This is a genomic window from Wolbachia endosymbiont of Zygogramma bicolorata, from assembly GCF_051130665.1.
In the GTDB taxonomy this organism is placed as follows: domain Bacteria; phylum Pseudomonadota; class Alphaproteobacteria; order Rickettsiales; family Anaplasmataceae; genus Wolbachia.
The window spans coordinates 229,123-243,296 of the sequence record NZ_CP149530.1; the positions used below are offsets into that span (position 1 = coordinate 229,123).

Here is a 14,174-nt window from a genome sequence, read left to right on the forward strand (position 1 = left end):
ATATGGAATGGGTAAATGACAACAGTGCTGCAAGAAAAGGTTGTAGCAGAAAACGCTAATCTCAAGGAAGAAATAAAAGCACTGATCAGAGAAAATGATAGCTTGAAAGCAAAAATAGTTGAATTAGAAGACAAATTGGGCTTAAATTCGCAAAATTCATCGCTGCCACCATCACGAGATATATATCGTAAGAAAGCAAAAAAGAAAAGTGATAAAAAACCAGGAGGTCAGCCAGGACATAAGGTGCATAAGCGTGAATTAATGGCTGCAGACGAGGTAGTGAGATGCACAATTGATACAATTTGTATGTGTGGAGGTAAGATTACTTTAGAAGATGAAATTATTCATCAGAAGGCAGAGTTGCCAGAAATTAAGCCAATTGTAACTGAGTACAGGTTGCAAAGAGGACATTGTAGAGTATGTAATAAAAGAATTACAGCAAATTTACCCGAAGGTGTTGCAAGAGATTTTCTAGGACCCAATGCTAAAACAGTTATAAGCAGCCTTAGCGGCTTTTTTATTAACTCAAAAAGAGAGGTACAGCAAATTTTGGGCAGTATTTTTAATCTAAATATAAGCCTTGGTTTAGTCTCAAATACTGAACGCAGGGTATCGAAGAAGTGTGCATCTGAATATGAGAAAATGAAGGAAGAGTTGCAAGGAAGCGAGTATTTGCATATAGACGAAACAGGGCACAGAAATCAAGGAAAGAGAGGCTGGAGTTGGGTAATAACAAACAAAGCGTTGACACTTCTGAAGGTAAGCGAGTCTCGTGGTAAGAAGGTGTTGAAGAGTTTACTGCCAGAATATGATGGTATATTTGTGAGCGATAGATACGCTGTATACAATTACTTCAATCGTGAAAATAGACAGATATGTTGGGCACATCTGGCAAGAGATTTTGAGAGATTTGCCCATAGTAAAAATGTTGAAGTGAGCAAAATTGGCCAAGCACTAAAATCGCTCAGCAATAAGGTGTTTGTAGTAGATAAGGCAAAAAAACAAAATTTGATAGATAATTTGAGATTTTATCGACTGGTGCGAAAAATTCGGAAAAGGGTAAAACATTTTTTACGTAAAATGACGAGGGTTGCAAATAGCACTCAAGCTTCAAGAATGGCCGCTAAGATGTTACGATCTGAGGATATGATGTGGAAGTTTTTAAGAAAACCTGAAGTGATAGAAACAACTAATAACCTTGCAGAACGGCAAATTAGACGGTACGTAATTTATCGTAAAAACAGCTTTTTCACCTGGTCAGAACGTGGAGAAAGATTCGTGGAAAGAATGTTGTCGATATTTTTGACATCACGTCTAAATGGCCAGAACCCCTTTCAAAAGCTACAGAATCTAGTAGCTGTCACTGCTTAGTTCTTTAATTCATTCTCACAATCCGTGAACGGTTACGACCTGCAGGCTCAATGACAAAATTCAGTAAAAAACTCAGGTATTTATTGGCGGATTACATAAAATTATAGCGGCTGCATGTCTTTTTTATTTTTTCTACATTCAGCCAAATCGCGCTTATTTTAAGCGTTAGCACATTATTACAGCGCCACTTACAGTAATATAGAGTCAAAACTCGCACCACGGGGCTTCTTTTGCCTTTTTTTTCGTTTGGTAAATTTCTTAATGTTTATAGCTAAAGTAACTTAAGAGACCGAAAATGGTGTCATTACAGCGCGTGACGCTGGAATCTAGTCTTTATTATGCAGCCACTTATTTAAAGTTAAGTTTTCTGGATCCAAGTAGTCAAGCTACTCGGATGACACCTTGACAATCGTCATCCTGCTACGTGTTAGCGGATGAGATACCGCGAATGAATCGCGGTATGACGTAGGATTGCTGTCATCCCGCTGCTTGTTAGCGGGATCTATGTGAGATACCGCGGCGGTATGACGGTTCGCGGTGGCATGACGATAACCTCGTCATCCCGCTACTTGTTAGCGGCTGAGATACCGCGAATGAATCGTGGTATGACGTAGAAGCTATACTTTTATACTCACCAACTCAGTATCCAATCTGGATCCAAGTGTCAGCTACTTGAATGACACAGTTTTTGCTTAAACCCGTAACGTTCGTACATTTTGCTAAAAGTTCAAATATCAACATCATGCACGTTGAGTGCATTACTATTAATAAAATCACGGCGTGGTTCAACTATATCACCCATTAATATTGAAAATATGGAATCAGCTTCTTCACAATCTCTTATTTCAACCTTCAATAAAGTTCTAGCCTCAGGATTTAACGTAGTATCCCATAGCTGATCAGCATTCATTTCACCAAGACCTTTAAATCTCTGCAGAGTTAAACCTTTTTTACCATAATCCATTATTATTTTTGCAAGCGTACTTGGAGAAGTGATTTTTATTTCAGTTTCTTGTGACTTTAAAAATGAATCACCATTAAATAAATTACTTATACCATCAAGCAAACTTAATATGTTTTGCATATCTTTGCCTTCAAGCATACTAAGTGCAAATATATATTTGTCTGCCAATCCTTGAAATAATTTAGAGATGTGAATTTCTTTTTCTTCATCCTTTATTTCTACTTCCCAAGTATATTCACTGTACATTAATTTTAAATACTTTAATATCTCATCAGCCGATGATAGAGCATTCTTTTTGCTTAAAATTAGCAATGACTCTAAGAGATTTTGTGGTATTTCTCTATCATAATTTTTGCTAATATTAGAAATGCTAACGCATTTATTCAAAATAAGGCGCAAGTCGTTAAATTCTGTAGCTGTACCACTTAGTGTTAATCTTTTAACTGCTGAGTTTATTATATACTCTTCAAAAGTTTCGTCATCTTTAATATAAGTGTCTTTAGCATTCTTTGTAACTTTATAAAGGGGTGGCTGTGCTATGTATAAGTAGCCTTTTTCAATAACTTCACGCATATGTCTAAAAAAGAAAGTTAGAATCAAAGTTCTTATATGTGAACCATCAACATCTGCATCTGTCATGATGATAATTTTATGATATCTAGCTTTTTCAATATTGAAGTGTTCACTCCCTATTCCAGCACCAATTGCAGTAATTAAAGAGCCTATTTCTGCAGATGAAAAAATACGATCTAAACTTACACGTTCTACGTTTAGAATTTTTCCTCTTAAGGCAAGCACTGCTTGTGTTTTACGATTACGCCCCTGCTTTGCAGTACCACCTGCTGAATTACCCTCTACTATAAATAATTCCGATAACTCAGGGGCTTTTTCCTGGCAATCAGCAAGCTTTCCTGGCAGAGTTGCAATATCAATATTGTTTTTGCTTTTAACTAACTCTCGTGCTTTTCTTGCGGCTTCTCTTCCTTTTGCTGATCTGATTGCTCTTTCTACTATACTTGCTGCCAATTTAGGATCAGTTTCAAGGATTGTGCTCAATTTATCAGAAACTATGCTCTCCACAACTGTACGCGCTTCAGAACTAACTAGTTTATCTTTTGTTTGTGAAGAAAACTTAGGATCAGGCATCTTGAGAGATAAAACACAAGTTAAACCTTCTCTAACGTCCTCTCCAGTTAAATTTACTTTTGCTTTCTTTAAAAACCCTTCATTAGTTGCATAGTTATTGATACATCTGGTTAAAGCGGATCTAAATCCTGCCAAATGCGTACCACCATCTCGTTGCCTTATATTATTCGTGAAGCATAACATATGTTCATAGTAGGAATCATTCCATTCCATCGATATTTCCAAGCTGATGCCAAGATCTTCTGCATCTCCTTTCATACTGGCAATTTTAGTTACATGTGTCTTATTCTTATCTAAGTACCGCACAAAATTCGCTGTACCAAAATTGTCTTTAGATTGATTGCTCTGATTGAAATGAGATTCTGTATATGGTTCATTGCGCAGATCACGTAAAGTAATGTCGATATTTGAATTTAAAAATGCTAATTCTCTTATACGACTTTCAAGCGTTGAGTAACTGAAATTAATGCCATTAAAAGTCTCTGTTGATGGCATGAACGTGACTTTAGTTCCTCTTTTGTTTGTATTTTCGTTGACTACCTTTAAAGGTTCAATAGACTCACCATCTTCAAAGCGCATAAAGTGTTCTTTCTTATTGCGCCAAATAGTTAATTCCAACCAGCTTGATAATGCATTCACAACTGAGATTCCAACACCATGTAATCCCCCAGAAACTTTATAGGTATTACTGTCAAATTTACCACCAGCATGGAGTTGAGTCATTATTACCTCTGCTGCTGATATTCCTTCTTCTTCATGAAGGTCAGTTGGAATGCCACGACCATTATCAGTTACAGATACTGAACCATCTTTATTTATGCTAACTTCAATTTTATCACAATATCCAGCTAAAGATTCATCTATTGCGTTGTCAACAACCTCATATACCATGTGGTGCAAGCCAGATCCATCGTCAGTGTCACCAATGTACATACCTGGACGTTTCCTTACAGCATCAAGACCCCTTAAGATTTTTATTGCATCGGCATTATAACTATTTTCCATTAGATTGCTTCATTTATACACGTTAATTGATGTTACATTCAGATATACTAGTTAGCAACATTTTTAAACTGATAACCCATGTTAAAAGCACAACTTTACGAATGCTTATTTTTGAAGACAGCAAATAGTGTCATTCCAATGCGTCTTCCCGGTGGAGATTAAATTATAATGCTCATGCAGTTGCGTGCTCGACTAATTAACAGAAAAATCTATAATTCAGTTTACGTATTTTCTTATCTCAGCCAAAATCTTATCAGATTGACTTTCGTCTGAATTTAAATCAGCTGCAAAGTGTGTAACATATTTTCCTCCAGGGCCAATAAGATATATTATCGAAGAATGGTTGATTTCTTCTTCTCCGTCTACTTTGCTTGCATATACTTTATATTTCGCAACTACTTCGTCTATTTTTTCTCTTTCACCAGTTAACATTTGTATTCTATGGTCAAATTGCTGCTGAAATTCTTTAAGTCTTTCCGTGCTATCGCGCTCAGGATCAACTGTGATGAAGAATGTTTGTAGCTTGTTGGTAGTTTTCTCATCTAACTTTGCAAGTGTTTCTGAAATTATCCCAAGGTTCATAGGACAAATTCTTTTACATGAGGAAAATCCAAAGAAAATCATCATGTATTTATCTTTAAAATCACTACTGCGCAGAATCTGTCCGTCCTGATTAATTAAAGAAAAATCTCCGCCTATCTTAACTTCCGCGTTGTGAATCGCTGCCGGGGCAAATATTCCTTTTTTAGTGAAATAACAATAACCTAAAAAAACAACTGCTAATGCTGCTAGCACATTAGATAACAATCTTATAAACCTTACCATTAGAATGCTCTCAGTAAAATCAAATTGTATCTTTATTGGTTAACCTATTCAATATATTTATCCCAAAGTGTATTGTTAATTTTGTCTAACAGTTTCTTATGTTCATCAATTTCTTCACTATTTGGTGAATGTTCTCTGGGAGTTAGATTACGCACTTTATGCTGAACGAATGTAGAGTTACTGTCCTGATTGCATTCATTATCAAACAGAAAGGTTTGTAACCCTCCTGTAAGTTCAACATATACCTTTGCAAGCAATTGAGCATCAACTAGTGCTCCGTGCAATTCTCTATTCTCTAGCGATATATCAAAACGCTTACATAATGCATTCAAAGAAGCAGGTGATCCTACGAATTTTTTCCTCGCAAGAGGTAATGTATCTAGCACTCTATCTGAGGAAATTAACCCAGCATTCAGCTTGCTTAACTCCATGTTAAGGAACTTAACATCGAATTCAGCGTTGTGAATTACCAAAATATCATTAGATATAAAGTCAAGAAATTCAAGTGCAACATCTGAGAATAATGGTTTATCTTCTAAAAATTCTTCACTAATACCGTGAATCTTAAACGAGTGATAAGGTATATCTCTTTCTGGGTTAAGGTACAGATGGAGTACTTTACCTGTTGGAATACGATTAATTAATTCCACACACCCTATTTCAATAATTCGATGACCAGATTCAGTGTCAAGACCTGTCGTTTCAGTGTCAAGTACTATTTCGCGCAGCTTGCTTTCCATGGTTAACTCTAAATGAAACTAATCTTACTTGTCATTTGTCTTATCGTTATTTGTCTTTTTATAGTTAATAGAAACAAGCAACCAGCTTGGGTCTGATGAATTAACATTTTTTTTGAATTGCCATACATCCTCAACTTTATTAATGGTGGATGTGCTACCTGATATTATATTTTCTGAGCTATCTTTAATAAAGTTAATTTGCTCTGAAAGGAAATATACTGCAATAAACACTGTGTTTTTTACTAGCTTTATTTCTAAAATCTTTTGTGAAACGATAGAAACAATTATAGACTCGTGCACCTCTTTACGATGTTTAATCTTCTCTGCAAAATTATCATATAAGTCTTTATCGAGAAGTGGTTTTAACTGAGACAAATTTCCTTGATTGAAATACTTTATTATTAATTCAAAAGCTATGCTTGAACCTTCTATAAAGTGGGAAATAGAAAAATCTTTGTTTTTTTTTAATATTTGTTCATAAGTAACTTTTATTGAATTTTCATCGTTGCTATCAATGTAACCCTCAATGTTTTCTACTACATCTTCTTTACTTCGGCTTACATCCAACACACTAGTTAGCTTTTTTAGATTGAGATTGGCTGACCTTCCTAAAGAATTATACAAACGTGAAAAAATGAACGCCGCTAATAAAGTATATATTACAAGCTCTATCATAGTAACTCAACTCCTTGGCATATAAAGTATCCGAACATTATTAATTATTAATGAAAATATGTTTTTCATATCAACTTATAATCAGGTTTGCTATTCGTTTGTAAATGAATATATTATATAAGAAAGTATTAAATATCTCAACTTAATTAAAGGAGACGTAAGAAATGCTACAACAAAAAATGAGAATTCACGGTCAATATTTTAAAGATCTATCGTTTGAGAATCCGAATTCGCCATTCCTTTCTTCAAATAAAGCTCCCGATATTAATGTAATGGTTAATATCAATTCAGCGAAATTAGAAGGAATGGAAAACAAAGAAGGAGTAAATGAAGAAAAATCTTTCCATGAAATTACTTTACATATAGAAGTCAGAGCAACGATAAAAGATGAAGGTATAAAAGATGGCGTAGCTTTCATTTGTGAGACAAAATATTGTGGCATTTTTTCAATAGAAAATTTTAAAGAGTTGAGTGAGGAAGAGGTAAGACAAGCTTTGTTTATTGGCGGACCTACTTTTCTTTTCCCTTTTGCAAGAGAAATAATTGCAAGAGTTACAAGCAGTGGTGGATTTCCCCCACTAATGCTAGATCCTATAGATTTTGAAACTATGTACGAGCAGCAAAGTCAACAACAAAGAAGTAACGGTAGTAATTCCAATTTTAACTAATATGATGTAACCTGATGAATAATTCTTTAAACGCAAAAACGACTTTAAACATTGACGGGAAGTCATACAACTATTTTAGCCTAAATAGTGCTAGTGAATTTTTAGGAATAGATGTAACTAAATTGCCCTGCTCACTTAAGGTTCTGCTTGAAAATTTATTGCGCAATGAAGATGGAGTAAACGTAAAGCTGGATGATATAAAAATACTAGCAAGTTGCGTTAATAAACACGCTAATCATGAAATTAGCTACAAGCCAGCAAGGGTGTTGATGCAAGATTTTACAGGGGTTCCTGCTGTCGTCGATTTAGCTTCTATGCGGAGTTATGTCAAGAAAAATGGAGGCGATCCAAGCAGCATAAATCCGTCTGTGCCCGTTGATCTTGTGATCGACCATTCTGTTCAAGTAGATAGTTATGGAAGTGTTTCCGCATTCAGTAAGAATGTTGAGCTAGAAGTAAAAAGAAATTTGGAGAGATATCAATTCTTAAAGTGGGGAGAATCATCCTTCACAAATTTTAGAGTAGTACCGCCAGGTACTGGAATTTGCCACCAAGTGAATCTTGAGTATTTAGCGCAAGTTGTATGTAATAAGGATGGGGTTTTGTATCCTGATACTTTGGTTGGTACGGATAGCCATACTACGATGGTTAACGGGTTATCAGTCCTTGGTTGGGGTGTTGGAGGCATAGAAGCTGAGTCTGTGATGCTTGGTCAACCAATTAGTATGGTGATTCCAGAAGTAGTTGGATTTAAATTAATTGGCAGACTGCCGGAAGGAGTAACTGCGACTGATTTAGTGCTGACGGTTACCAATATCCTAAGAACAAAGGGTGTTGTTGGTAAGTTTGTAGAATTTTATGGTGATGGTTTAGATTATTTATCTTTGGCAGATAGGGCAACTATAGCAAACATGGCCCCAGAGTATGGCGCAACTTGTGGATTTTTTCCAATTGATCAGAAAACGCTAGATTATTTAAGCTTAACCGGAAGGCCAGAAAAGCTAGTTGAGGCTTATGCGAAAGAGCAAGGATTGTGGCGTGGCAATAATGAGTTAGCATTTTTTGACACACTAGAGCTTGATTTATCAAGCGTGAAGCCAGTAATGGCTGGTCCCAAAAGACCACAAGATAAGGTTTTTCTTTCACAAGTGGCAGAGTCTTTTTCTAAATCATTTTCAGTTAACGAATTAAAGGAAAGTGATAAGCTTCAAGATGGAAGTGTAGTTATTGCAGCAATAACAAGCTGCACTAACACCTCAAATCCAAGTGTAATGATTGCTGCAGGTCTTGTAGCTCGTAATGCAATTAAACTTGGATTAAAATCAAAGCCTTGGGTTAAAACTTCTCTTGCTCCAGGGTCACAAGTTGTAACAGAATATTTAGAAAAGTCTGGATTGCAGGTAGATCTAAATGCTTTGGGTTTTAATCTAGTTGGATATGGTTGCACAACTTGCATTGGGAATTCTGGTCCACTTAATAAAGATATAGAAGATGGCATTAAAAACAAAAATTTAACTGTTGCTGCAGTTTTATCTGGTAATCGTAACTTTGAAGGAAGAATTCATCCGTTAGTCAAAGCTAATTACTTGGCATCTCCTCCACTTGTTGTTGCATATGCACTTGCTGGTACTGTGCAAACTGATTTGACAAAAGATTCAATATGCAAAGATAAGAATGGAAACGATGTCTATCTCAAAGATATATGGCCAACAAACAATGAAATCGAAGATTGTGTTAAAAATGTGGTAACACGTGAGATGTTTATACAAAAGTATAAGGATGTTTTTTCTGGTGATGAACATTGGCGAAAGATAAAGTGTGAAAAAAGTGAAATCTATAATTGGGATGCAAACAGCACTTACATACAAGATCCGCCCTATTTTGATAATTTATCACCTAAAAATAATAAAGATAAAACAATCGATATAAAAGGTGCACAAATATTGGCAATGTTTGGCGATAGCGTAACCACTGATCACATTTCCCCTGCTGGAAATATTGCCTCAAGTAGTCCTGCAGGTATATATTTAAAAAATCTTGGAATTGAGCCACAGGACTTTAATTCGTATGGATCTCGTCGTGGTAACCACAATGTAATGATGCGTGGAACTTTTGCTAACATTAGAATAAAAAATGAAATGGTAAGCATCGAAGGCGGCTATACAAAATATATTCCTTCTCAAGAAACTATGTCGATTTTTGATGCAGCAATGCGCTACAAAGAAAGTAATGTTCCTCTCATCATTGTGGCAGGAAAGGAGTATGGCACAGGTTCAAGTAGGGATTGGGCAGCAAAAGGTACTTTATTGTTGGGGATTAAAGTTGTAATTGCAGAAAGCTTTGAGCGTATACATAGGTCCAACTTGGTCGGCATGGGTGTTCTTCCACTTATATTCCAAAATGGAATAACCAGAAAGATATTTGATGGTAGTGAGATAATAAGCATAAAAGGTGAAATAGTGCCAAGTGGAAATTTAGAATGTATCATCAAAAGAAAGGATAGTTCAAAGCAATCAATTCAACTCAAATGCTGTGTACAAACTGCAACTGAGGTTAAATACTTGATGGATGGTGGAGTATTGAGCTACATACTTCTCTTGACTTAGTAAAGTTAAGTAAGTACTAGACTTCTTTTAGCCAGCCCTGGCTCTTTTATAAATAATAATTTATTCTACGCGAAGTTATGATATAATTTTACCTTACATATAGTAAAGGTGTTTTATAGATAATTATGATTACCTCTATACAAGAACCTAATGAATTGAGAAAACGTTTACAAGGATTTTATCGTACTGATGAAAAGAGTTATATACGTTATCTTGTAGAAAAAGCAGAGCTTTCAGCTGATTCAAAAAGTAGAATTTATAATATTGCAAAACAAGTTATTGAAAAAATCAAACACAATAAATTAAGTATTGTAGATTCCTTCATGCAGCAATACTCGCTTTCCAATGATGAAGGAATAGCATTGATGTGCCTTGCTGAATCGCTACTTAGAATACCAGATGATTATACAATAGACGAAATAATCAAAGATAAAATTGCCAATCAGGAATGGAATAAATATTTAGGGCACTCTTCTTCGTTGTTTGTCAATGCTTCCACATGGAGCTTGATGATAGGTAGCAGTATATTGAGAGATAATGAAGGCGATTCGAAGTTCTATTACGCAATTTCTAAGTTACTTAAGAATTTAGGAGAACCGATCATTCGCAAAGCAGTAAAACAAGCAATGTCTATGCTTGGTAATCATTTTGTTGTTGGAGAAACCACAGAAGAAGCTTTAAGGTATGCAAAACTAGATGACAATAGTAAGTTTTTATACTCTTTTGATATGCTTGGCGAAGCTGCTCACACAGATGAAGATGCAGAAGAGTATTTTAATTCATACATGCACTCAATAAAAGCTATAGGTGAATCCACTGAAATAAATGATTGTTTTAAATCGCATGGAATTTCAATCAAATTGTCTGCGTTACATCCACGTTATGAATTTGGTCAATTCGATAATATAGCTGAAGAGTTGAGAGCTAAACTGCTAGAGCTTTGTCATGAAGCAAAAAAATACAACATTTCATTATGCATAGATGCAGAAGAAACAGAAAGGCTTGAAATGTCCTTAATCTTGTTTGAACAATTACGGCTTGATGAATCACTTTCTGAGTGGGAAGGGCTTGGCTTGGCTGTACAAGCATATCAAAAACGTGCTTTATCTGTTCTTGACTTTGTAGAGGATGTTGCTATTCGATCAAATCATAAAATTATGGTCAGACTTGTAAAAGGTGCATATTGGGATTCAGAAATCAAGCGTACGCAAGAATTGGGATTAAATGATTACTCAGTATTTACAAGAAAAAGCTATACTGACGTATCTTACCTCGCATGCGCACAGAAACTTTTGAGTAAACCAAACAGCTTTTACCCATGCTTTGGAACTCATAACGCCTATACTTTTGCTTCTATCATGGAACTTGCTGATAAAAACCACCCTGGATTTGAATTTCAACGCTTACATGGAATGGCAAAAGACTTATATGATTATGCAATGTCAGAGCTTGCAACAAATGTTAGCTGTCGTGTCTACGCACCCGTTGGGGAACATAGTGACTTGTTGCCTTATCTTATAAGACGCCTTCTTGAAAATGGAGCTAATAGTTCATTTGTTAATCAAATAAATGATTCTAACGTTAAAATTGATGAGTTAATTTCAGATCCACTGGAAAAAGCTATAAATTTTAATTATGAACCTCATCCAGGCATTCCGTTACCACAAGATATTTTGGGACCAGAAAGAAAAAATTCTTTGGGAATGGATATTAGTGACTCGGTGATAGTCTCACAATTTGCAGATGATATAAAGAGCTTTAGTGAAAAAAAATGGCAAGTTGGGCCGATAATTGACGGACAGTCACTTTTTGATGATGCCAAATTTACTGAAGTGGTGAATCCTGCACATTTAGAAAATGTAATTGGAGAAGTGTCAAATACAACAAGTGCTCAAGTTTTAAACGCTCTTGAAATAGCACATAATGCTTTTACTGAATGGCAGAATGTTTCAGCAGAAAAGCGCGCTAAATGCCTTGAAAAAGCTGCAGATTTGCTTGAAGAAAGGATGAAAGAGTTGATTTACATTCTGATCGTAGAAGCAGGAAAAATTTTATCTGATGCAATAGCGGAAGTAAGAGAGGCAGTGGATTTCTTACGTTACTACGCAACGATAGCAAAAAATGAACTGAGCGACTGGAAAAAATTGCCAGGTCCAACGGGTGAAGATAACTTCATCTTTTTTGAAGGCAGAGGAGTTTTCCTGTGTATATCACCATGGAATTTTCCACTTGCTATCTTCATTGGGCAGGTTTCAGCTGCACTTGCAGCAGGTAATGCGGTGCTGGCAAAACCGGCAGAGCAAACGCCGATTATTGCCTACGAAGCTGTTAAGATACTACATGAAGCTGGGATACCAAAAAATGTGTTACACCTCATTCCTGGGGATGGTGGATATTTAGGCAAAATATTAGTTCCAGACAATAGAATTGCTGGAGTAGCTTTTACTGGCTCAACACAAACTGCTCAAATAATTAATAAAATGCTTGCGGATAGGGATGGTCCTATTGTACCGCTTATTGCTGAAACAGGAGGGCTCAATGCTATGATTGTTGATAGCTCCGCTCTCTTAGAGCAAGTGACTACAGATGTTGTACTTTCTGCGTTTCGCAGTGCCGGCCAACGCTGTTCTGCACTTAGAGTGCTGTTTATTCAAGAGGACATAGCAGAGAAGCAGATAAAAATGATATGTGGTGCAGCGCAAGAACTCAAGATTGGTGACCCAATACAACTTAGTACTGATATTGGTCCAATAATTGACAAAGCATCTATCGATATGCTAACTCAACATACGCAAAAAATGTCAGAGGACGAAGATTCAAATCTGTTATTTAAAGTACCCATGGATACAAATTCTCATAATGGTTATTTCTTTCCTCCATATATTTATGAGATACAAAAAATTTCGCAATTAAAGCAAGAAGTATTTGGTCCTATTTTGCATATCATACGTTTTAACAAGTCACAATTAAATGAAGTTATAAGTGATATAAACAATACAGGATATGGGCTTACATTTTCTTTGCAGAGCCGTATACAAAATCAGATCGATTTAATAAGCAAAAAAATATCAGTTGGAAATGTCTACATCAACCGTAACCAGATAGGTGCAGCAGTTGGGATACAACCATTTGGTGGTAGAGGACTATCTGGCACTGGGCCAAAAGCTGGTGGTCCTCATTATTTACAGCGTTTTTCTACAGAAAAAGTTGTAAGTGTTAACACTACAGCATTCGGTGGTAACACTACACTTATGTGTTTGGATTAATTTGCGGGCCCTAATTTTTCTCCTATCTTACCCCTAAGCTAGACGTTCGTGCAGTTATGTACACAGCGCTAAGATCCGAAAAGGACCAGCTTATGCACTGAAATAAAGCGGCTCCAAAGGAAGTCTTATCTTTAAACAAAAGAAAAAAGCTGCTATAATCTGAATAAAAGCATTATAAATGAAATGAATGTGAAAAATATCTTATTAGCGCTTTTAGTACAAACGGTATTCAGTTTGCCGCTATTTGCAGATGATCCTGTTTTGCTCAACTGCATTGAAACTCCAGAAATATATGACCTTGATGCAAGGCCAAAAAATTTTAGCTCTTCAAACAATTTAAGAAGGAAAGCTGGTTCTCCAAATAGTGCAATAGGAGAATTAATACACATAGTGGGTAGAATTACTGATATAAACTGTTTACCAATACAAAATGCTGTAGTTTCTATATGGCACGCGAATTCACGCGGCGTGAACCATTACGATGAGAATATAGAGGATAATCAACTCGATCCGAATTTTGCTGGATCAGGAAGGTTTGTAGTGAATAATCTTGGCTATTATAATTTTATTACGATAGCACCTGGTAAAATTGGTGAGAGAGCTCCACATATTAACTTTCTAGTTCAACATCCAGATTTTCCAGAATTCACAACGCAAATGTTTTTTGCTGACCATAATTGCGATAATTGTGCTGATCCTGTTCTTGGAGATTTTGTTAGTAATGGGCTTGCAAGCCTTCTCATAACACCATTTACTTACAGTGATCAGGTCATAAAAACCTATACGTTTAACATTACCTTGGGTGGATATAATAAGTTCTCTAATAAAAGATAAAAACCCTTGCATGTAAGGTAGTCCATAGTAAACTTGAATGTTATTGTACTTAGGATGTATATGAAAAATATCTT

9 protein-coding genes are annotated in these 14,174 nt (G+C 35.8%); 5 read left to right on the plus strand and 4 right to left on the minus strand.

What is annotated here, in order from left to right; all coding sequences use genetic code 11:
* Positions 1 to 15 precede the first annotated feature (15 nt).
* Entirely contained in the window at positions 16 to 1,371 is a 1,356-nt protein-coding gene (gene tnpC / locus WKH12_RS01030) for an IS66 family transposase (RefSeq protein WP_434732010.1), read from the plus strand.
* Between the two features lie 727 nt (positions 1,372 to 2,098).
* Here the strand turns inward: tnpC and gyrB are convergent.
* The 4 genes from gyrB to WKH12_RS01050 all read right to left on the minus strand — a co-directional run bounded on the left by gyrB (position 2,099) and on the right by WKH12_RS01050 (position 6,726).
* Positions 2,099 to 4,486: a DNA topoisomerase (ATP-hydrolyzing) subunit B gene (gyrB, locus tag WKH12_RS01035; protein WP_253309509.1), complete on the minus strand. Its 2,388-nt coding sequence runs from the start codon at positions 4,484 to 4,486 to the stop codon at positions 2,099 to 2,101.
* Positions 4,487 to 4,702: 216 nt separating this feature from the next.
* A complete protein-coding gene (locus WKH12_RS01040) occupies positions 4,703 to 5,311 on the minus strand; it encodes an SCO family protein (protein WP_341822766.1) in 609 nt (202 codons plus the stop codon).
* A gap of 44 nt (positions 5,312 to 5,355) precedes the next feature.
* A complete protein-coding gene (dnaQ, locus tag WKH12_RS01045; protein ID WP_434732426.1) occupies positions 5,356 to 6,051 on the minus strand; it encodes a DNA polymerase III subunit epsilon in 696 nt (231 codons plus the stop codon).
* A gap of 24 nt (positions 6,052 to 6,075) precedes the next feature.
* A complete protein-coding gene (locus tag WKH12_RS01050; protein ID WP_264688327.1) occupies positions 6,076 to 6,726 on the minus strand; it encodes a Tim44/TimA family putative adaptor protein in 651 nt (216 codons plus the stop codon).
* 164 nt (positions 6,727 to 6,890) lie between these two features.
* Between WKH12_RS01050 and secB the strand changes: the two genes are divergently transcribed.
* The 4 genes from secB to WKH12_RS01070 all read left to right on the plus strand — a co-directional run bounded on the left by secB (position 6,891) and on the right by WKH12_RS01070 (position 14,100).
* Positions 6,891 to 7,394, plus strand: coding sequence for a protein-export chaperone SecB (gene secB, locus WKH12_RS01055; RefSeq protein WP_434732427.1), 504 nt, complete (start codon positions 6,891 to 6,893; stop codon positions 7,392 to 7,394).
* Between the two features lie 14 nt (positions 7,395 to 7,408).
* Positions 7,409 to 10,000 carry an aconitate hydratase AcnA gene (gene acnA, locus WKH12_RS01060; protein WP_434732428.1) on the plus strand — a complete coding sequence of 864 codons (2,592 nt, stop codon included), beginning with the start codon at positions 7,409 to 7,411 and terminating at the stop codon, positions 9,998 to 10,000.
* Between the two features lie 125 nt (positions 10,001 to 10,125).
* The gene (gene putA, locus WKH12_RS01065; RefSeq protein ID WP_434732429.1) at positions 10,126 to 13,266 is read left to right on the plus strand and encodes a bifunctional proline dehydrogenase/L-glutamate gamma-semialdehyde dehydrogenase PutA; all 3,141 of its coding nucleotides are present in this window, start codon (positions 10,126 to 10,128) and stop codon (positions 13,264 to 13,266) included.
* A 183-nt stretch (positions 13,267 to 13,449) separates the two neighbouring features.
* Positions 13,450 to 14,100: a protocatechuate 3,4-dioxygenase gene (locus WKH12_RS01070; RefSeq protein ID WP_434732430.1), complete on the plus strand. Its 651-nt coding sequence runs from the start codon at positions 13,450 to 13,452 to the stop codon at positions 14,098 to 14,100.
* The last annotated feature ends 74 nt before the right edge of the window (positions 14,101 to 14,174 follow it).